The organism is Acinetobacter sp. X9 (genome assembly GCF_054889255.1).
In genome coordinates, this window is sequence record NZ_CM142679.1 from 2,020,722 (window position 1) to 2,041,039 (window position 20,318).

At 37.6% G+C, this 20,318-nt stretch carries 17 protein-coding genes and 1 pseudogene; 4 read left to right on the top strand and 14 right to left on the bottom strand.

Features of this window, described 5'->3' with window-relative positions; all coding sequences use genetic code 11:
• Positions 1-80 precede the first annotated feature (80 nt).
• From ACYU0V_RS09600 to ACYU0V_RS09620, 5 genes are all read right to left on the bottom strand, one after another.
• Positions 81-437: a hypothetical protein gene (locus ACYU0V_RS09600; protein ID WP_461847182.1), complete on the bottom strand. Its 357-nt coding sequence runs from the start codon at positions 435-437 to the stop codon at positions 81-83.
• An 81-nt stretch (positions 438-518) separates the two neighbouring features.
• Positions 519-1,451 carry a Dyp-type peroxidase gene (locus ACYU0V_RS09605; RefSeq protein WP_461847184.1) on the bottom strand — a complete coding sequence of 311 codons (933 nt, stop codon included), beginning with the start codon at positions 1,449-1,451 and terminating at the stop codon, positions 519-521.
• Positions 1,452-1,594: 143 nt separating this feature from the next.
• Entirely contained in the window at positions 1,595-2,377 is a 783-nt protein-coding gene (locus ACYU0V_RS09610) for a glutathione S-transferase N-terminal domain-containing protein (protein ID WP_334377790.1), read from the bottom strand.
• A gap of 21 nt (positions 2,378-2,398) precedes the next feature.
• Entirely contained in the window at positions 2,399-2,905 is a 507-nt protein-coding gene (rraA, locus tag ACYU0V_RS09615; protein WP_002117938.1) for a ribonuclease E activity regulator RraA, read from the bottom strand.
• A 12-nt stretch (positions 2,906-2,917) separates the two neighbouring features.
• On the bottom strand, positions 2,918-3,583 hold the full coding sequence (locus tag ACYU0V_RS09620; protein ID WP_063098732.1) for an NAD(P)H-binding protein: 666 nt from the start codon (positions 3,581-3,583) through the stop codon (positions 2,918-2,920).
• A gap of 212 nt (positions 3,584-3,795) precedes the next feature.
• Here ACYU0V_RS09620 and rpsT point away from each other — a divergent pair, with 212 nt between their 5' ends.
• Positions 3,796-4,062, top strand: a complete 267-nt coding sequence (gene rpsT / locus ACYU0V_RS09625) for a 30S ribosomal protein S20 (RefSeq protein ID WP_002117906.1) — start codon at positions 3,796-3,798, stop codon at positions 4,060-4,062.
• A 57-nt stretch (positions 4,063-4,119) separates the two neighbouring features.
• Here rpsT and ACYU0V_RS09630 read toward each other — a convergent pair whose 3' ends face one another.
• Entirely contained in the window at positions 4,120-4,854 is a 735-nt protein-coding gene (locus tag ACYU0V_RS09630; RefSeq protein ID WP_002117975.1) for a histidine phosphatase family protein, read from the bottom strand.
• Positions 4,855-4,911: 57 nt separating this feature from the next.
• Positions 4,912-5,769, bottom strand: a complete 858-nt coding sequence (locus ACYU0V_RS09635; RefSeq protein WP_057084950.1) for a 3'(2'),5'-bisphosphate nucleotidase CysQ family protein — start codon at positions 5,767-5,769, stop codon at positions 4,912-4,914.
• Positions 5,770-6,063: 294 nt separating this feature from the next.
• Here ACYU0V_RS09635 and ACYU0V_RS09640 point away from each other — a divergent pair, with 294 nt between their 5' ends.
• A complete protein-coding gene (locus ACYU0V_RS09640; RefSeq protein WP_005069482.1) occupies positions 6,064-6,432 on the top strand; it encodes a hypothetical protein in 369 nt (122 codons plus the stop codon).
• 59 nt (positions 6,433-6,491) lie between these two features.
• Here the strand turns inward: ACYU0V_RS09640 and ACYU0V_RS09645 are convergent, their stop codons facing one another.
• From ACYU0V_RS09645 to ACYU0V_RS09675, 7 genes are all read right to left on the bottom strand, one after another.
• Entirely contained in the window at positions 6,492-7,151 is a 660-nt protein-coding gene (locus ACYU0V_RS09645; protein ID WP_031944704.1) for an SOS response-associated peptidase family protein, read from the bottom strand.
• 107 nt (positions 7,152-7,258) lie between these two features.
• Positions 7,259-8,992 (bottom strand): ABC transporter ATP-binding protein, encoded by a 1,734-nt coding sequence (locus tag ACYU0V_RS09650; RefSeq protein ID WP_461847189.1) that lies wholly within the window; start codon positions 8,990-8,992, stop codon positions 7,259-7,261.
• 12 nt (positions 8,993-9,004) lie between these two features.
• A complete protein-coding gene (locus ACYU0V_RS09655; RefSeq protein ID WP_002117973.1) occupies positions 9,005-10,147 on the bottom strand; it encodes an ABC transporter permease in 1,143 nt (380 codons plus the stop codon).
• Between the two features lie 7 nt (positions 10,148-10,154).
• Positions 10,155-11,093: an ABC transporter permease gene (locus ACYU0V_RS09660; protein ID WP_000881922.1), complete on the bottom strand. Its 939-nt coding sequence runs from the start codon at positions 11,091-11,093 to the stop codon at positions 10,155-10,157.
• A 12-nt stretch (positions 11,094-11,105) separates the two neighbouring features.
• Positions 11,106-13,139: a M3 family metallopeptidase gene (locus ACYU0V_RS09665; protein WP_461847191.1), complete on the bottom strand. Its 2,034-nt coding sequence runs from the start codon at positions 13,137-13,139 to the stop codon at positions 11,106-11,108.
• The gene (locus ACYU0V_RS09670; RefSeq protein ID WP_461847192.1) at positions 13,140-14,963 is read right to left on the bottom strand and encodes an ABC transporter substrate-binding protein; all 1,824 of its coding nucleotides are present in this window, start codon (positions 14,961-14,963) and stop codon (positions 13,140-13,142) included.
• A 15-nt stretch (positions 14,964-14,978) separates the two neighbouring features.
• Positions 14,979-16,769, bottom strand: coding sequence for an ABC transporter substrate-binding protein (locus ACYU0V_RS09675; protein ID WP_461847194.1), 1,791 nt, complete (start codon positions 16,767-16,769; stop codon positions 14,979-14,981).
• A 131-nt stretch (positions 16,770-16,900) separates the two neighbouring features.
• Between ACYU0V_RS09675 and ACYU0V_RS09680 the strand changes: the two are divergent.
• Positions 16,901-17,022 (top strand): annotated as a pseudogene (locus ACYU0V_RS09680) (hypothetical protein).
• Between the two features lie 520 nt (positions 17,023-17,542).
• Positions 17,543-20,257 carry a TonB-dependent receptor gene (locus tag ACYU0V_RS09685; RefSeq protein WP_069035677.1) on the top strand — a complete coding sequence of 905 codons (2,715 nt, stop codon included), beginning with the start codon at positions 17,543-17,545 and terminating at the stop codon, positions 20,255-20,257.
• The last annotated feature ends 61 nt before the right edge of the window (positions 20,258-20,318 follow it).

Sequence of the window (20,318 nt, forward strand, 5' to 3'; positions counted from 1 at the left end):
TTAGTGAAATGAGTTATTTTTTTGAAAATCAAACTACTAGTTGGCCCTACTTTTTATATTTTTTAATCAATCAACTATGATTATTTATCACGCAAAAACAAAACGTAATATTGATTTAAAATTTGTATAATCGCTTTGAGTTGAAGTAGCTTTTCTTGATTATTTTCCAATCTTGCAACATAGCGCTGTGTTGCGATTTCTAAATCAATCTTTTCATTAATTTGTGGCGTAATTTGAAATAACTTTTGAAGATTATCAAAATTCTGTAATTTACGGTTTGAGAAATATTCAAGATGCTCTGACCACTTCTGATTAATCACTACATCATTAATGATAGGCCCACTTTCAGAATCAAATTTTAATTGATTCTCTTGCAAGTAAATTTGTTCAGGTGTCTCTTTCGAGCCTTGAAAAAGCTGCGTTATCTTTTTAAACATTTCATCACATCATATTTATTTCAATTTAAATAATGGAAGTAATCTAGTCACTCCCATCATTTGAGTCTTCTAAACTAATGACTATTCATCGCCTAAATCATCAAGAAAATCTATAGTCGGTACAAAAAATAAAGTACCTGTTTGAGCAGTACTAAAGTCAAGTAACCGATCTAGGTTACCATGCTCGTTGCCTAAAAACATGTTCTCAAGCATTTGTCGGGTTGTACTAAATTTACGCGAGTAGCCAATAAAGAATGTGCCATATTCATTTCTAGACGGATTTGAAAAAGGCATATTAGCTCGCATAATTTTAAGTTCATTACCTTCTGCATCATGAGCTTTACTAACGACATTATGAGCCGTTAAAGGTTTTTCATCATCGCCGAGCTCAACATCATTGAACTTTTTTCGGCCGATCACTTTTTCTTGCTCTTCGTCAGTTAATGAACGCCATTTATCCATATCATGTGTATATTTCTGGATAAAAGCATAACTTCCCCCGATAAAGTCAGGGTCTTCATCGCCTACTAACGCCCACTGCGCTGCAATAACAGGTTCAGGGTTCTCTGTTCCATCTACAAAGCCAATAATTGCACGACCGTCAAAATAACGAAAACCATGAACCTCATCAATTGGATACGTTACTTTACCAAGCTGTTGATTAATTATATTGCCCAGCTCGTAACATAAAGTCTGACGATCAGCACGTATATGGAAAAATAAATCACCTGGAGTTGAGACAGCCGTGTATTTCGGACCTCTAATTTCTTGAAATGGCTCTAACTCTTGAGGCTTGGATTGCTCTGGAAATAATATATCCCATGCATTGGAGCTAAAACCTAAAGTAGCATTAAATTTACTATCTGGATAACGATTAAAGAGACTTCTGGTTAGTGCTGAAAAATTAGCAGCAAAATCTTTTACTTTTTCTATTACAGAATCACCTTGAGCTAGTCCCAATACAATAAATAATGCATTTTCACCAGGAGCACTCGTTACAGGTTGAATTCTCATACATTCCATAAAATATGCCTTTTTAGGTATTTAAGCTTATTAATTTAGCATACTCATATTTTTTTCATACAACCTGTTAAGAAATCTGATGTTAATAAGAGCTTAAGTAAAACGCCTTAAACTCTTACTCAGATTAAGCTTAATCAACGTCCATATTGCTTTTTTAAATACTTTACGATTTGAGCCGACTCAAACATCTTCACTCCCGTATTTGGGTCTACTAAGTATGGTACTTGCATTTTATCCTGCATAATCGGCAATAGCTTTTCTCTTTTTCCACCTTCTAAAGGTATATATTTACCTGGTTTTAAGCGAAGAATAGCAGGTCCCATATCTTGCCATCTCTCTTTTGCCACATTATGCAAAATATATGGAAGCTCAAGTTCAGAGAGTAGACTTCTTACAATTCGTGAATACGGACTTGCTTCAAAACTCCATAACTCAAGTTTTTGTTCAGGTGCAGCTCTATCAACAATTTTTTTATTTATCCATATTCCACGAGCTCCATTTAATATAGTTCCTGCAACTGCAACATAAGGCATGTTTGGGTAACTCGAAAATTTCTGCGGTGTTTTCCCTGTCTTACCATAATGTTTAAATAAATGATGAATAATATCCTGTGATTCGTATAACTGATCGCCAGTATTTTCATCAATTAAAAATGGAAACTGTAATTTGCCGCCTTTTTCTTTTACAACTGAACGATACTTTGTTCCGCCTTTAGGACATGGATAAATTTCAACGTCCAGATTCAAAAGTGTAATCACTTCACGAACACGACGGCAAAATGGTGAACCTTCAAATTCATATAATTTCAAAGCCTTTACAGGTTGTTGTGGAAATGCTGTTCCTGAAACACCTCTACCACCTTCAGCAATTGCAGATACAACTGCTTGAAGTACTTTAATTTGATGAATCACCATCATGCCTTCCTTTATATTAGAGAATTAGACTAATTTTTCTTTTGCTATCACAATCCCATTATTATCAGCATAGATAAAATCACCAGATTGAATTGTGACTCCACCAAAATACAAATTAATATCTACCTCACCAATGCCCTTACGATTACTTTTTTGTGGAATTGCAGCCAATGCATGTACTCCCAAATCTAAGGTCGCAAGTGCATCAACGTCTCGTACACAACCGTAAATCACTACACCATTCCAGTTGTTTTTAACTGCTGACTCAGCAATCAAATCACCCATGAGTGCACAGCGCATAGATGCACCACCATCCACAACTAATACTTTACCTGTACCATCTGTTGCCAATAACTCTTTTACACGTGAGTTATCTTCAAAGCACTTTACTGTTACAACCTGTCCCCCAAAAGTTTTACGAGCTCCATAACTTTGAAAGAACTTGCCATCCATTGAAGGGATTACAACCTGTAAGTCTTTTTCAGGGTTATCATCTAATAAATCACATGTTACAAATGGTACTGTTGACACTTTAATACTCCCTTATCGAGTTTGTTGTATGCTCAGATTATCATATCGTTTAAAGGCTTCAATTTGCGTTAGCGCCGCTACGACCATCGTATGAGCCAATTGCTCGGCAGTTACTGGCTTATATTTGAATGGCTTCTGAAATTTATTCTCAATAAGTTTAAATAGACTCTGCCCTAAGTCTTCAATAAACCGTACATCGCTGCGTTTACCAATCAGTAAAGACGGTCTAAAAATAGATAGTTTTTCGAGTTCTAAGCTCTCAATATAATCCTCTAACTGTCCTTTCACTTTATTATAGAAAATTGGAGAGTTTGCATTTGCTCCAAGGGCACTCACTAGCAATAGATGAATATGTTTATCTTGCACTAGATCTGCTAAATGGGCATTGATTTCATAATCCACGGCATAAAAAGCCTGTTTTGAACCAGCCATTTTTAATGTTGTTCCAAGACAGCTAAAAGCATGGGTATGGCCATTCACATCTTCATCATTGAGTAATAAAAAATCCTCTATAACGAGTTGAGTAACTTTTTTATATGTATTAAGTAGTTGTGATTCTTTTCTCACCACAACAGTAATCGCTTCGAATTCTGGTGTTTGCTCAAGCTGTTCGACAAGCGCTAAACCCACAAGTCCCGTAGCACCTATCACAATTGCTTTTTTAATACTTATAGTCATTTTTTATCCAACCCTCTTTAAGTTTGTATCAAATTTAACCTTTTCTTACCGTTTTAGCAGCCCCTAAAACCGCTTAAAATGCTCGCAAGGCTTGACTTCACGGTGTTGATTCATCACAATATGGCACTTGTTTACGGGCTGGTGATGGTTATACCAGTTTACTGAATTGACCACAGCCCGCCCAGACCAACTTATTTTCAAGGAGTGCAAGAGTGGCAAACTCTGCTCAAGCTAAAAAACGTGCGCGTCAAAACGTTACAGCGCGTAAACACAACGCAAGCTTGCGTTCTATGGTTCGTACCTACATCAAACGTACTTTAAGTGCAATCGCTGGTGGTGATTATGCTGTTGCTACAGAAGCTTACAAAAAAGCTGTTCCTGTAATCGACCGCATGGCTGATAAAGGCATCATCCACAAAAATAAAGCTGCTCGTCATAAGAGCCGTTTAAATGCTCAAGTTAAAGCGTTAGCTAACTAATTTGAACATGTAAAAAAAGCCCAATAGGGCTTTTTTTATTATCTATCGTTTTTGAGCTTATAGCACTTTATGAAATTTAGCTACATTCAGTTCGTAGGCCTTTCCTCTCCAAATCCACTTTAATTTACAATTTGGAAACTCTTCACCTTCAAACCAGACAAATAATCCTTCCATCATTTCCGGCCAGTCTTCTTTCTTAATTTTATTCTCACCAGAAATTACAGCAACAATTGCTGCAATAATCGTGTCATGACTCACAGCTAAACTAAGTCCGCCTTTAGTTTTTGGATGAGTTCGGTAAATAAGCTCTAGTACATCTAAAACCCCAGTAATGGGATGTTTCATACCTGGTAATGCATTATTTACAAAACTATTAATAAAACCTAACGCACCTTGCTTTTTGAAATAAGGAGCAGCTTGTTGTATATCCAACACAAAGCTACCCGGTTCAACAAGCAGCCCTTGCTCAATAATTTCAATCGTATGAGTATTTGATTGAGGACTTACATCGTCAGCCCCTTCAATCATGAGCGCAGCCGTATCGACACAGCGTTGTATTGGACTTGAAATACAATGCTGAATAACACGATCTGTATTTTTGATTAAATAATTACCCCATGCCTGCGCAAGCTCACGTCCTTGAGGAGTAAGTTGGAGATCATAACCAGCCAAGCCCTGTCCATCTACAAGTTCTCTTAAAGAATGGCGCGTAAATAAGGTTACAGGAGTTGAAGCATCGGGCAATAAATCAATTGCTTCAAACATACTTTTAGGCAATAAATCGAGTGCCATCTTTATCTTGTCATCTTTTTTCAATACTTTGCCACTATAACATGTCTGGCATAACTCTCAATCTATAACACCTGATTGAGCCAATGCTTCAAATGCTATTTTTTTGCTTTCCTGATCACGAAAAGCGATAAAGCCCTTATTTAAAACCGTGCTTCTTTGGTTATATTCAAAAGGTTTTCCATCCAGAGTAAGTAAACCACCGCCTATACTTTCTAACAGACCTTGACCAGAACTTGTATCCCATTCAGAAGTAGGATGAAAGCGTGGGTAAATATCTATTTCACCTTCTAACATCATACAAAACTTATAGGCACTCCCGGCTTCTCGTCGAATAATGCGATGTTCTTTTTCTATAGGTTGAATAAATTTTTGGTATTTTGGATTTTTACTACCGTGACTAAGTCCTATTTGTATAGGGGCATCTAGCGAAGTTGAACTGACCTGATATTGATACCATTGTTGTTGGCTAAAGCTATATTTAAAAGGTAAATCTTGTAGATATCCTAAGTACACCACTTGTTCACATGGCACAGCAATAACTGAGAAAACTGTTTCTTTGCCGTTGATCAAGCTTAGATTGATCGTAAATTCATCACGTTCATGGATAAACTCTTTCGTACCATCGAGCGGATCTAACATCCAACAAGTAGACCAGTCATGACGGGCACTATAATCACTTTCTTCAGACAATACAGGCAACTCTGGAGTAATCTCTGCAAGATGCTTTAATAAAAATCTATTTACCTTTAGATCTGCTTGGGTTACAGGTGAATCATCTTGCTTTTCATGAATAGTAAACTCATAACCCGCAGAATAGTTTTGATATTCTTCTAGTAAAATCTGACTCGCCTGCTCCAAAATAGGCAGAAGTTGATTAATTAAATTATCTTGTGGGCGTGTAGTTGTTATAAACATAAATATGCTCTACATAGTTTCATTTCTATTATAGGTGAATTATGAACAATTCCATATTCGCCAACAGTTTGATTTACTAAAATAGTCATTTATCCTAATCATTAGGCCATTGCTTTCCGCCTATGCTATTTAGGTAATATAAATAATTTTAATATTTATAAAAGTCTTTATTCCGTACAAAAAACAATCTATAAGTTATGAAAAATAAACAACTTAAATCAGATTTATCCATTTCCTTTTCATATATTTCTTGGTATGTTCAAGGACACAATAACAAGATGGAAGAAAGTGCACATGATGCTATATGGATATCATTTCTCGACAATAGAACATAACTGGGAAGACCTTAAGCCCTTAAATGAGTTTCTACAAACATTTGCAGATGATGATGGTGATGTCTCAACACGAGATAAAGAATCACTCAAAGAAATCATAGCGAAATCTGATACAGCGTTGGCTCTCGCTAGAGAAATGGGTTGGGATGGTAGTTATACTGGCTGCCCTTATCTATTCTGGTTACCAAGTAAAAATAGCCAATCTTTTGAATATGGCTTTGTATTTAAACAGACCTCAGATAATACAACTTTTGTGATTTCACCGATTGAATTGAGCTATTTAGCTGAAGATTCTGAGGTACAAACATTAAGTAAAAATATTGAATAAGTGATATAGGTTATTGATTCAAATTTGAGATCAATAACCTCATCTTAATTTTAGATAGATTAGTCAAACATACTTAACTGTGGTGTAGGTTTTATAATTTTTTCTTTTGGTACATGAGAGCATTCAAACTCTTCAACTGGAAAGCCTTCGATAAAGCTGGAAATATCTGGTGTTTCTAAACTTAACCATTCATCTAGTCGTTCATGTGGAATCACAATAACTGATCGTTTAACATCGCCTGGCTCATGAAAATCTTTCATCATCGGATGGTCTATAGCATCCATCGTCAACATGCTTGCAGAACGAATAATCGTTTCATTTATTTTGCAAATTTCATAGATTGCTGCGATGAAAAAAGCCTGACCATCTTTACGGCGAACACCCCACCGCTCAGGTTTATCATTTATATACTTACTTTCATAAAATTCGGTCACTGGAATCACACCGAATTTACATTTAAGTGCGGCTTCTTGAAAGCTAGGTTTTTGGAAAATAGTCTCATGGCGGGCATTGTAGGTATGTTTTGCTATATTTGTATCTTCAGCCCATTTAGGAACCAATCCGAACATCACTTCACGCCACTCAAGCCCTTGTGGTGATTTAAATAATAGTGGCATTGTTCCTGCAGGATAAACCTCTTCGGCATAGCTAAAGCCGACCACAGGCAACTGAAGTCGCTGTAATTGGGCAAGCGTTAAAGGTTTAAAATTAGCGCACATAACAAGAATAAAATACTCTACATTTACTTCTTTTATTTTATAAGCATTTACCACATAAACCAAATAAAAAGGCACTCGAAAGTGCCCTTAACGACATAACTTTACGCTTATGAAACGTGTTGAATCCCTTGAGGAATCGCCTGTAATAGTCGTTTAGTATAATCATGTTGAGGATGTGCATAGAGTTCATCTGAATTGGCTATTTCAACAACCTCGCCATGATTCATGACCATGACCTGATCAGAGATATACTTCACAACCGATAAGTCATGTGAAATAAAGATGTAGCTGAGCCCAAACTCATCTTGTAAATCTTGTAATAAGTTAAGTACCTGCGCTTGGACTGAAACATCTAGCGCAGAAACAGATTCATCACAAATCAAAATTTCAGGCTTTAGCGTTAAACAGCGTGCAATAGCAATACGTTGACGTTGTCCACCTGAAAACTCATGTGGATATCGGTAGTAAGCTTGTTCAGGCAGATTCACTCGCTCAAGCAGTCCAAGGGCAATTTGTTTACGCTCTGCATCATCTTTACCAATGTTATGAATTTGCATAGGCTCTAATAAAATCTGTCCAATGGTAAAGCGTGGATTAAGAGACGCATAGGGATTTTGAAAGATGATCTGGATTTTCCGTTGATATTTAGCAAACTCTTTTTCAGTTAATGAAAGAATATCTTTACCTTCGATGAAAGCCTGTCCACCAGAGGCTTGATGTAAGCGCATGAGCAATAACCCAACAGTCGTTTTACCGGAGCCCGACTCTCCCACTAAACCAAGCGTTTTTCCCTTAGCGAGTTTAAAAGAAACGCCTTTTACTGCCTGAAACTCTTCTTTGCCAAATAACCCTTTACGGCTATAAAAGCTTTTTTTCAGATCTTTTACTTCTAAGATGATTTTCTCATCACCAATTAAACCACGTTTGCGCTCGGGAATTTCTGAAGCATCAAAACTTTGCTCGACCAATACATCATCTTCTTGACGCATAAAATCGCTCGTTACAGGCAAACGATAAGGCCGTTGTGACATTTGCGGGCGGCAATATAACAAAGCTCTCGTATATACATCTTTAGGCTGTTCAAGGACCTGCTCAGCAGCACCTTGCTCTCTTATCTCGCCATGACGCATTACAATGACTTTATCTGCAATTTCACCGACCAATGCTAAATCGTGGGTAATAAAAAGCATCGACATTTGACGGCGCTTACGCAATGACTCGAGTAAATCAATAATTTGCTTTTGAATCGTGACATCAAGGGCCGTAGTCGGTTCATCGGCAATGAGCAGTTTAGGCTCACACGCAATCGCCATAGCAATCATGACACGTTGTTGTTGACCACCCGAAAGTTGATTTGGATAGGCGTCAATTTTAGTTTCAGGTGAAGGAATACCTACTTCTTTAAGCAACTCTAGAACGCGTTGCCGAGCCTGTTTACGGCTCAACCCCATATGCAAACACAACACTTCTACAATTTGGTTGCCAACCGTAAAAACAGGATTTAATGATGACATCGGCTCCTGAAAAATCATCGCAATATCTTTGCCACAAATTTTACGCATCTCTGTACGAGATAAGCTCAGTAAATCTTTGCCTTCAAATATAATTTTACTTTGCTCATCAATTTTACTTTGACCTACAGGCAGCAATCCCATAGTTGCCAAAGAAGTAACCGATTTGCCGCTACCCGACTCACCTACTAAAGCAACCGTAGTATTTGCAGGAATATCAAAAGTAATTCCTTTTACGGTTTCAATATATTGCTTATCTTCACCTTTAAAACTTACTCGTAAATTTTTAACATGCAGTAACGGTGCATTCTTATTTTCTTGTTCTAACATTTGACCTTCCTCTTATTTTAGTTTTGGATCTAATGCATCACGAAGTGCATCAGTAAACATTGAAAATGCCGTTACCAAAACAGCCATTGCGACAGAGGCTGCTACAAGCTGCCACCATTTGCCTAAAAGAAGTTCACTTTGTGCTTCATTTAGCATACTCCCCCAAGACACTACGCCTACTGGCACACCGAAGCCTAAGAAACTCAAGATGACCTCAGATTTAATGAAAGACACCACCAAAATTGACATTTGGACCAAAGCGATATGGCTGACATTTGGGAAAATATGAATGAACATACGGCGGAAGTGACCAACACCAATTGCTTTGGCAGCAAGAACGTATTCACGTGCAGTATGTTTCATATATTCTGCACGAATTAATCGATAAACACCCGTCCAGCCCGTTAAACCTAAAATCAGAACAATAGACAAAATACCTTTTTGTTGAAGTACTGCAGCAATCGCGAGAACTAATAACAAATATGGAATTGAGGTAAAAATGTTATAAAACCAGTTGAGAATATCATCAACCCAACCACCGAAATATCCAGAAATTGCGCCTAAAAGTGTACCAATTCCTACTGCAAGTAAAGCCGATATCACCCCAACAATAATTGAAGTTTCAGCACCTTTAATAGTTTTCTTTAAAACGTCCTGTCCCCATTTATCAGCTCCAAACACAAGGGTACTTTTCAGTTCTGCTTGTTGATCAAGTAAATGTCCTCCAAGTTGCTGATCGATCGCTTTCATATCATCGGCTAATGGGTCAACTACACCATAATAATCAATTGCACTTCCCGCACTCTTTTCTTGTTTAATTTCAGCCTTAAGCTTATCAATTACATCTTTTAAAGGATCGACTGGATTTTCTGGTAACTCTTCTTCAATCGCTGCCGCCTTTTGCCCTGCATCTGTTGTCTTATCTGCCCCTATAAATGTAGGCGGTGCATAACTTACGGCTACCTCTTTATTCCAGTCAGATGCAATCACGCCCGTCATTGATAGAACCAAGATAATAAAATAAAGCAATACAATCACTAGCGATGACATTGCGATCTTGTCGGCCCGAAGACGACGCATGGCAAGTTTCCACAGGCCAGATGAATGAGCTTCGGCTTTTGTTTGTTGTTTTCTTTTTGATAAAACGCTCAGCATAGCCCACCTACTTCAACTGTACACGTGGATCAACCACTTTGTAGACCAAATCGGCAATCAGGTTAAAAATCATGGTTGCAGCTGCGATGTAAACTGTAATTGCTTTAATAACAGGAAAATCACTCCGCTCAACTGCAATAATCACCTCTCGACCAATCCCGGGAATACCAAAAAAACGTTCAATTAAAAATGCGCCTATGAGCAATGCAGGTAAAGTTGACATCACATCGGTAATAATCGGAATTGAAGCGTTCCGCAGTACATGTACACCTAAAATTCGGCTTTCACCTACACCTTTAGCACGTGCTGTTCGAACATAGTCCTGATTAATTTCATCAAGCACGAAACTACGATATAACCGTAAAGTCGGTGCAATACTCACCACCAACATGATTAGAATTGGTAGTAAGGCAAACTTAAATAAATTATCAGTAAAGGTGTCGCTCCAGCCTTGCACAGGAAACCAACTTAGCTGATACGCCAGAACATATTGAAAAACGATAATGTAAACTAAGATACTGATCGACATGCCAATAGTACATAGCATCATGACCATACGGTCGGTTAGAGAGCCCCGTACCGCAGCAACAGCTAATGCCAAAATAATAGAAATAACCGTCTGTAAAATAGTCAGTGGGATTAAAAGCGTAAGCGAGGGTCCTAATCGGGTTAAAATAATTTGAGAAACGGGTTCGCCAGTACTCCAACTTGCACCATAGTCAAAAGTCAGTATCTGTTTAATGAAAATCCAGAGCTGAACGTAATAAGGTTGATCTACACCTAGCTGCTTACGAATGTTTTCAATCTGCTCAGGATTAGACATCTTGCCCGCTAAAATATAAGCAGGATCGCCACCTACCCAGTTAAAAAGAATAAAAATAAGTAAGACTACCCCCAACATAGTTGGAATCATCTGCCATAAACGCCGAATAACATATGCCAGCATAGTGATAATTCCTTATTTAATCCGTTGTCCGGTAATTTCGTTAAAGAATGCTTTATTGTCAGGATCACGGCCAAGGAAATCTTTAACTAATTCAGCTGCTGGTTTTTGGCTACCTTGTGACAAAATGGTTTGACGGTAACGTTGCCCTACTTGCGGGTTATTAAGGTTGTCCCCATAAGCAGAAAGCATGTCTAAAGCTAAAACCTCAGACCACATATAGCCGTAATAACCAGCTTGATAACCGCCCATCAAATGCCCAAACTGCCCAGGAAACTCTGTTGTTGGTACATAACCCAAAGCTGTAGCAGCTTCCATTTTTTGCCAATTTTCTATAGGTTTCACTTTTAAAGCATCAGCAGTATGCAGTGACATATCATATTGTGCATAAAGGGTTTGACGCGCATAACGTAAGCCACGACCATAATTATGTACAGCTTTTAAACGGGCAATTAACTCATCGTCAACTCGTGGGCATGCTGGATCACAATAATCGGCCACTTTAGATAAGGTTTCTTTACGGCGTGCCCACTCTTCATACATTTGAGATGGTGCTTCTACAAAGTCACGCTCTACAGATGTTCCAGACTGACTTGCATAGCGGGTATTAGATAAAATGCCATGCAAGGCATGACCAAATTCATGCACAAAAGTTTCGAGCTCATCACTATTTAAACCTTTACGGTTAAAGTTTGTGACGAGTGCTGAAACCGGTAAGCGGTTGGTTAAAGTGCTACCACCATATACGCCCCAAACGGCAGCATGACCATATTTCCCTTCGCGAGGGAATTTATCCATATATAGACCGCCTAGAAGTTTTCCTGTCTTTTTATCGACTACATCGTAATATTCAACTTCGCTCTGCCATGCTTTCACTTTGACAGGTTTAAAATCAATACCGTAAAGGTCAGATGAAATAGCAAATAACCATTTTTGTGCCGCTAAAGTCGGGAAATAATCACGAAGCTTTTCCTGATCAATTTGATATTTGCTCTTACGAAGTTTCTCACTCCAGTAAGCTTCACTCCAACGTGTGATTTCGGTTTTATCTAATGGTGTTTTTAAAGTTTGTGCTTTAAATGCTCGGAGCTCTTCTACTTCTTTACGTTCAAGTGGTGCGACCGTTTTTTGTACTTCTGCCAAAAACTGATTTACAGCTTCGGGCGTTTTTGCCATACGGTCTTTTAACACCCAATCTGCATAACTTGCTTTTCCAAATAACTGCGCAAGCTCATAACGTAAATCTACTGCCTGTTTAAGTAGTTTTAAGTTTTGTTCAGTACCACGTCGTGTAAAGGCAATCTGGTATCTTTTTCTGGCATCATCATTATCTGCGAGTTCCATAAATGGGCGATATTCCGGATACTCAAAACCTAATAGATAGTTACCTTTGGCATTTTTCTTTAACCCTGAAATATAACTTTCTGGCAGCCCTTTCATTTCTTCGGGAGTAAACTCAAGTTTTTCAGGGTTATCACGAATATTGCGGTTATATTCTTGTTCGAGTTTAGTCAACTCATCCAGAATGGCTTTCATTCTTGCACGTTTTGCTGGTTCTAATTGAACCCCCGTGTCTTCAAACTGATCCAGAATATCCTGACGGTATTTTTTATCTATCGGATCAGTCGCTTTTGTATTTTTAATTACGTTATATAATTTTGAATTTTGGAATATATCAGTATGAAACTGATTAATTTTAATTTCGCAGTCTTCGGCTGCCTTACGTAATTTCGCATCCGGATCTACGTTACTATATAGACTTATAGGACCTGAGAAATCTTCAAAATGCGCAAAAATTTTATCCCATTTTGCCAATATAGGCGCCGCTGCTGCATTATCTTTAACAGGCGTTTTTTCAAAATTTGAAATCTCTTTCTGAATCTTTTTTAAATTCGCATCACACCATGCTGGAAGTTGTTGTGTTTTAAGTAATGGCAAAGTAGGACGTATTGTCTCTGCCGTTACAAATTGACTTATACCCATGGTCAACACACATAAGGTTGTCATTTTCAGTGCATTATTTTTCATCGTATCTCCAATTTTTTTCATTTAATGATTAGATTTAGTATTTGTATCAATATCGAAATACATCCACTCTGCATGTAAAATTGGATGCTTCTTATATCCAATGATTTTTGGCTGAGCCAGCATATTCCGGTAGCGTGCATATGAGATTTGAACAGGCATATAAACTTCTAACAACCGTGTCATTTTTCGATAAAGTGCATCTCTCTCAGGACCTGCTTGCATTTGTTGCGTTTGGCGATACAACTGATCAAACTCTGGTGTAGAACCACAAGACCAGTTCGTCATATGTGTATTGGGTCCATAAAAATTCTGCATAAAATTATCCCCATCTGGATAATCGGCTATCCATGCAGAAGACCCGAACATCCCGTCGCATTGTTTTTGCGCACGAATAAGATCTGCAAAAAGCATGGGTTTAAAGACCATACGGATATTCAAACTATCAAAATTTTTCTTCCAGAGTTCAGCGCTTTGCTGCCCAATACTGTCACTACGCGCCATATATTCAATGACCAGAGGTTTCCCATCTGGTTGTGTACGCCAACCTGAGGCATCTTTTTTATAGTGATATCGATCTAATAGTAAATTTGCTGCTTTCACAGAATATGGAGTACTGGTTCTGTATTGAGGGTCATTACCCACTACACCTGGTGGAATTGGAAAATGTAGACGCTCTGCATCATCATTTCTTACTAGTTTAATTTCTTGATCTATTGAACGAGACATCGCAATCGCACGGCGTAAAGCAATTTTTTCTTTACTCATTCCCCCAACGACTGGATTTTTAAGATTCCAATAAATATAACTAATTTCGGGGTCAACAATGCGAGATAACTGCACACCATCTTTAGCAAGTTCGGGTCTTAGTTTGCCGTCTTTAACCGCTTTTGCAACCAATTGACCTTCAAGCTGAAATATATCAACCTCACCACGCTGAAATGCTAGCCACCGAGATTGGTTTTCTTCCATTACCTGAATATCAATTGTGCCGATTTGAGGCATTTTTTTACCTTTAAGTCGCTTCACAATTGCCTGATCTTCAGGGCTGCTGGCAGTAAAGTTCCAAGTAAAGCCCCGATAATCAGGATTCGCTTTTAAAACAATACGCGATGCTGGTACCCACTTGCTCAGCACATAAGGACCTGTACCTACAGGGTGGCCCATTACATAACCAGCTTTGTCTTTATACTTTTCGATGACTTCACGTGCCACTGCACCTGTCGGGTCATGGGCCAGTAATAAAGGAAAGTTATAGTCTGGTTTAACTAAACGAATCACCAAAGTGTATTTATCAGGTGTTTGTAAACCACTTACCTTTTGGTCATAGTTAAATTTTCCAGATTTATTGGCTGCTTTGACTAAAGCATCCATACCTTCAATTTTGTTTTCTAATAACCAGCTATTTGGAGAGCGCAGATTCGGGTCTAATAAACGCTTAAAAGAGTACGCATAATCATTGGCTGTTAATTCTCTAGGTTTGCCTTTAAAAACAGGGTCTGCCGTAAAATAAATTCCCTTTTTAATGCGAATGGTATAGGTCAGACCATCGGAACTGACTTCTGGCATAGCAGTTGCTATTTGCGGAATAAGTTTTGCCGGCCTTGCTAAATAATCATAGGTATATAGAGTTTCAAATATCGAAGTGGTTACATGCGCCGAATATAAATCATGGATATAAGCCGGGTCGAAACCTGTCTCAGCTGTTGGAAATACATAACGTAAAACTTTATTCGGATCGGCTGGGCTTTTCGCAAAAATACTTGTAGATCCCGTTAAGGCCATACTAGCGAATAGCAAGCTGATACTACAGTGCTTGAGCTTTTGTATTAAATTTTCAGTCATCATGATCTTTATCTAAAATTATTTTTTAATAGGAGTAATATCAAGATATTGCCAGTTTGTATTCATCATAGGATGGGGTTTAAAACCCTGAACTTGTGGTCGTACTAACCAGTTACGAATACGGGTTAGATGAACGATCCATGGATTATCAGCTTCAATCTGGCGATTAAGTTTTTCATAATATGGCAGGCGTTGTTGCGGTGGTAAATGAATGGCCTGAGTATAAAGAGCGTCATATGTTTTAGACTGATAACAAGCATGGTTTCCCTGACCAGCATTAGGTCCATAAAGCAACTGTGCAAAATTATCTCCTTCAGGATAGTCAGCAATCCATGCCCCACTCCAAATCATATATTTACATTGAGTTGCGGCTTTTAAGTTATCTGCAAAATTACTCACCTTAAAGTCAGCTCGAATGCCAATCGCATCCAGATTCTTTTTCCAGAGTTCGGAATGGATAACTGAGGCCGAACTATTTTCTGTATTGATTTTTAAAATTAAAGGTTTACCGTTTGGCTGGGTTCTATAACCATCAGCACCTTTTTTATAACCATAATAATCAAGTAATTTATTTGCTAGCAGCGGGTTGTATCCTACGCTACTTTTATATTTCGGATTATAGCCATTCACACCTTCAGGTATAAACATTTCAGCCCGAACAGCTTGTCCTTTATAAGCCTGTTTTATACTTTCTTTTTGGTTGTACGACAAAGTAATTGCTCTACGAAGAGCGATCTTTTCTGGGCTAAAACCACCAATGACCGGATCACGCATGTTCATCATAGTATAGGTAATTTCAGGTTCCTTATATGGGAAGTGTTTAATTCCTCTCTTCTTAAAAGAAGCTTTAAGCTGATTTCCATCTAAAGCTTGAGGAACAGCATCTGCTGTAAGTTTGTCAAAATCTAATTGACCCGACTGAAAAGCTAACCATCTTGACTGTTGTTCTTCAATAATACTGACCACCACCTTTCCAATTTGTGGCATTTTCTTACCGCTCATTTCTTTAACAAGCTGGTTATCCCAAGGTGTTCCTGTCGACTTAAAGTTCCAGACAAAACCACGATAATCAGGATTAGCAATCAACTCGACCTTACTTCTTGGTACATATTTACTTAACATGTAAGGGCCTGTACCTACGGGATGCATACCAATACGGTCACCGTAATAATCAACAACCTCTTTAGCAACTCCGCCAAAAGTAATATAGGCAAGAATATAAGGAAAATTATAGTCTTGGCGAGTTAAGGTAAATTGTAGAGTATATCGATCAAGCGCTTTAACTCCTGCAATTGGAGCAGCATAATCAAATTTTCCAGTTTTCTTTGCTTGGGCTACAACCGCATCGGCACCTAGTAACTTACCATCAATGAATGAAACAGACGGTGCTCTATTTTTAGGATCTAGAATACGTTTAATTGTATAGACGTAGTCTTCGGCTACTAGCTCACGGCGTTTACCTTTAAAAGCGGGATCATTAGTAAAATAGATACCTGGCTTAATTTTAAAAGTATAAACTTTACCGTCTTGTTCCACTTTGGGCAGGCTCTCTACTGTATAGGGAGCTAACTGTAATGGACGTGCTAGATAGTCATATTTGAGTAAAGGCTCAAAAATTGCCTCAGCAATATTAGCGCTATAGAAATTGGTGGTTTTGACCATATCGAAGCCATCATCTGGGGCTTCATAGGCAACATGCAAAATTTTGTTTGGTTGCGCTGGCGTAATTGCGTAAGCACAAGGAACTGATGTAATAGCCAGACTTAAAATGGCGAGCTTAAAAAATTTTAATTTCAAGTTCATACCCACGTAATTAGTTTTTTAAAAGATATTATCCTTTTGAGTAACATCTAAATCTGCATAAGAAAAGTTCTTTTTCAACAGATAAGCCTATTTAGGTTTAATTCTTTACTTTTCTATGAGCATTTTTATTTGAACAAATGGAAAAACAAAGTCAAAAACCCAATCTTTTGTAACTACTGAAAATAAAGCGAATTTCATGCCATTTATTAATATTCATCACAAAATAATTAATAATATTAGAAATTCATATTTTTATTAGGTACTTAAAATGGTTTGAACTATATAAATAAAAGTAACTTTTTGCCAAATATTATATTTGCATATGTTAATCATCTAATACCTTAAATGCACAAATAAAATACATTAATGACACATTATGATTCATATTGAGACAAGCCAAATTAACAAATAACTATGAAATAAATAACTGATTTAAAATAAAAAATATAAAAAATTCCAGCATTACAAATAGTATAACATTACATATAAAAAGGTTCTAAAACGATACATTTTTATTTATTAAGCATGTGAAGAGTCCAGCAATGTATATTTTTTATACAAAAAAATTTGAAACTTTTGGCCAGCGTTCAAAAATTTTCCAAACGGAAAATTTATTTTTGTTTAATAAAAGATGAATCTTCGTGCTGAACCATAATAAAATCAATATATATCAATATTTTGCATAAACTAAAAAAAGAAAAATATATAGTTGGCACTTGCTTTGCTTAAAAACTTTCCAGCAATATCGCTAACGACAACAAAAAGGGATCAAATCCACGATGAAAAAAAAATACAATGTTCGATCTCAGGCAACCCCCAAGATCAGCAAAACAATTCTTAAATTAAGCACCCTTAGTTTAAGTATGATGTGTCTTACCCTGGCACAGGCAGCAGAAACTGAACAATCAAGTACTGATGAAAAACCAACAAAAGTCGTAAAAGTTGCCGTTACAGGTTCTTCAATCAAAGGAGTTGCAGCACAAAGTGCTTCCCCCATTACCATCGTAAAAGTTGATGAAATCTTAAAACAAGGGGTAACAACAACAGAGGAAGCATTAGCAAAGATCAGTGCAAACCAATCAAGTTTTGTTACTGCTCAAAATGTAGGTGCTAGTGGAACGGTAGGCTCCGCAGCTGACCTCCGAGGAATTGGTGCCAATAAAACCTTAATCTTACTTAATGGTCGTCGTTTAGCTGCAAATGCTTATGATAGTGGTGTCACTAATTTAAATATTATTCCGCTAGCTATGTTAGACCGTATTGAGGTCTTACGAGATGGCGCATCAGCAATTTATGGTACAGATGCAATTGGTGGTGTAATCAACTTCATTACTAAAAAACAATTTACTGGTTTAAACATCAGTGGAGGTTTGACACAACCAGAGCAAAATGGGGGGGATACACAAGATGTAAGTGTATTTGGTGGTTATGGTGATCTTGATGAAAATGGCTTCAATATCTTTGGTGTCGTTGATTATCGACATGGCAACGATGTTATGGCTAAAGATCGTAAAGTTAGTAAACGCGGAGGATTATTACCAGAGTTAGGTATTACAAAAGGTAGCAGTGGTAGTTTTCCTGCTAACTTTTATGACACAAAAACTGGTACCGAAGGAAACCCATATGCAGCTACAGGCTGTGGAAGTAATCCGCTCGTGTACGCTCAAGGTGGATTCTGCCGTTATAACAGTCAAGCAGTGATTGGAATTGTTCCAAAAACTGAAGATATCTCAGCATTGGGGCGTGCTACTTTTAAGCTAAATGACAATTTAAATGCTGTAGCAGAATATGTTTACGCACGTAATGAAATTACTACTTCTGTCGCTCCAGACGTTTTCTTCGATTTAACATTGAATCCTGATAGTAAATATTATCCAGGTAATGGAATTACACCTGCTATGAATAAAGTCAGTGGCCCACTTGAACTTTATATTCGTTCTCAAGCTGGTAATCGTGTTAGTTCTAGTATTAATGAGTCACATCGTGTATTCGGTGGTTTAGAGGGTGAAGCATTCGGTTGGGATATTAATACTGGTGTTACTTATGCTCATAGCGAAGCGGAAGATCGATTAAACAGTGGGTATCTTAACTACAACAGAACTCAAGAAGCTTTAAATAATGGTATTTTAAACCCATTCGGTCCACAAGCACCAGAAGATGCAGGCTTATGGGATACACTAGGAGTAACTGGTGCTTATTTAAAAGCAGATGTTGATTCAACTACTGTTGATTTCACTGCTAGTCGACCTATATTTACATTACCAGCAGGTGACGTTGGTTTTGCAATAGGAGCTAGCTATCGCCATGATGAATGGACCTCAAACGTGGTGCCTGAAGTGGCTAGTCAAGCACCAAGTACAGGGGTTGATCCTGATGAACCTACAAATAAAGGAAAAAGAGATATTAAAGCAGTCTTTACTGAACTGCATATTCCATTACATAAAACATTAGAAGCTCAACTTGCAGCCCGTTACGATGATTACAGTGATTTCGGAGATACGTTTAATCCTAAATTCGCACTTCGCTGGGAACCAATTAAACAATTAATGTTTCGTACCTCTTATAGCACAGGATTTAGAGCACCAACTTTATGGGAAGTAAATGCTCCTAACTCTATAACAAATACTTCAGCTTACTATAATGATCCTGTACTTTGTCCGAATGGCCCTCCTAAAAATCCAGGAGATACTCTTCCACCTGGTGGTGTTGCCAGCCGTGATTGCGAAACCCAATTTGATCGCAAAAATGGAGGAAATAAAGATCTTGATCCTGAAGAATCAAAATCATTTACTGCTGGCCTAGTTCTTGAACCAATTAAGAATTTAGTTCTAACCTTAGATTATTTTAATATTGAAGTTGAAAATCAAATTGCTGCATTACCTGAGAGTGATATTTTTAACAATCCAACAAAATATGCCGACAAGTTCGTACGCAACCCAGATGGAACGCTTAACCATATCATTACTACTCAAGACAATATGGGTGATTTAAAAACTTCTGGTGTCGATGTAAGTCTAAATTATATAACCCCAATGACAGCAACAGGTCGATTTGGTTTTGGAATCGATGGGACTTATGTCATTAAATATAAATATCAAAATGAAAAAGATGGAGAATGGATTAGTAGTTTAGGCACATATGTTGGAGATGCCCCAATTATTCGTTGGAAACATACTGCTAATTTATACTGGAATTATCAAAACTGGGGTGTAAATTTCCAACAACAATTCACTCGTGGTTACGATGACCAAAATTCAAGTTCTTCTGTTGCGGAAGGTTATCGTGATCATAAAGTAAGCGACTATACAATTTATAATATTTCAGGCACATACAAAGGCTTTAAAAATCTAGAAGTTACAGCAGGTATTAAGAATATCTTTGATGAAGACCCTCCTGCTTCAAATGTTGGTGACAACTTCCAAATGGGATATGACCCACGTTACGCAGATCCTTTAGGACGTACTTACTTTGTACGAGGTACATATAAGTTCTAAATGGTTGTTCTGCAAATGTAACTCACAACAGTTAGTTTGCAGAACAAATACTCATTCTTAG

Coding starts and splice junctions, on each gene's coding strand:
- ACYU0V_RS09620 (WP_063098732.1), bottom strand. CDS start 3,583: ATGACTATAAGTATTAAAAAAGCAATTGTGATAGGTGCTACGGGACTT.
- ACYU0V_RS09640 (WP_005069482.1), top strand. CDS start 6,064: ATGATGCTATATGGATATCATTTCTCGACAATAGAACATAACTGGGAA.
- ACYU0V_RS09600 (WP_461847182.1), bottom strand. CDS start 437: ATGTTTAAAAAGATAACGCAGCTTTTTCAAGGCTCGAAAGAGACACCT.
- ACYU0V_RS09610 (WP_334377790.1), bottom strand. CDS start 2,377: ATGATGGTGATTCATCAAATTAAAGTACTTCAAGCAGTTGTATCTGCA.
- ACYU0V_RS09645 (WP_031944704.1), bottom strand. CDS start 7,151: ATGTGCGCTAATTTTAAACCTTTAACGCTTGCCCAATTACAGCGACTT.
- ACYU0V_RS09685 (WP_069035677.1), top strand. CDS start 17,543: ATGAAAAAAAAATACAATGTTCGATCTCAGGCAACCCCCAAGATCAGC.
- ACYU0V_RS09670 (WP_461847192.1), bottom strand. CDS start 14,963: ATGATGACTGAAAATTTAATACAAAAGCTCAAGCACTGTAGTATCAGC.
- ACYU0V_RS09665 (WP_461847191.1), bottom strand. CDS start 13,139: ATGAAAAAAATTGGAGATACGATGAAAAATAATGCACTGAAAATGACA.
- ACYU0V_RS09650 (WP_461847189.1), bottom strand. CDS start 8,992: ATGTTAGAACAAGAAAATAAGAATGCACCGTTACTGCATGTTAAAAAT.
- ACYU0V_RS09655 (WP_002117973.1), bottom strand. CDS start 10,147: ATGCTGAGCGTTTTATCAAAAAGAAAACAACAAACAAAAGCCGAAGCT.
- ACYU0V_RS09660 (WP_000881922.1), bottom strand. CDS start 11,093: ATGCTGGCATATGTTATTCGGCGTTTATGGCAGATGATTCCAACTATG.
- ACYU0V_RS09605 (WP_461847184.1), bottom strand. CDS start 1,451: ATGAGAATTCAACCTGTAACGAGTGCTCCTGGTGAAAATGCATTATTT.
- ACYU0V_RS09630 (WP_002117975.1), bottom strand. CDS start 4,854: ATGGCACTCGATTTATTGCCTAAAAGTATGTTTGAAGCAATTGATTTA.
- ACYU0V_RS09635 (WP_057084950.1), bottom strand. CDS start 5,769: ATGTTTATAACAACTACACGCCCACAAGATAATTTAATTAATCAACTT.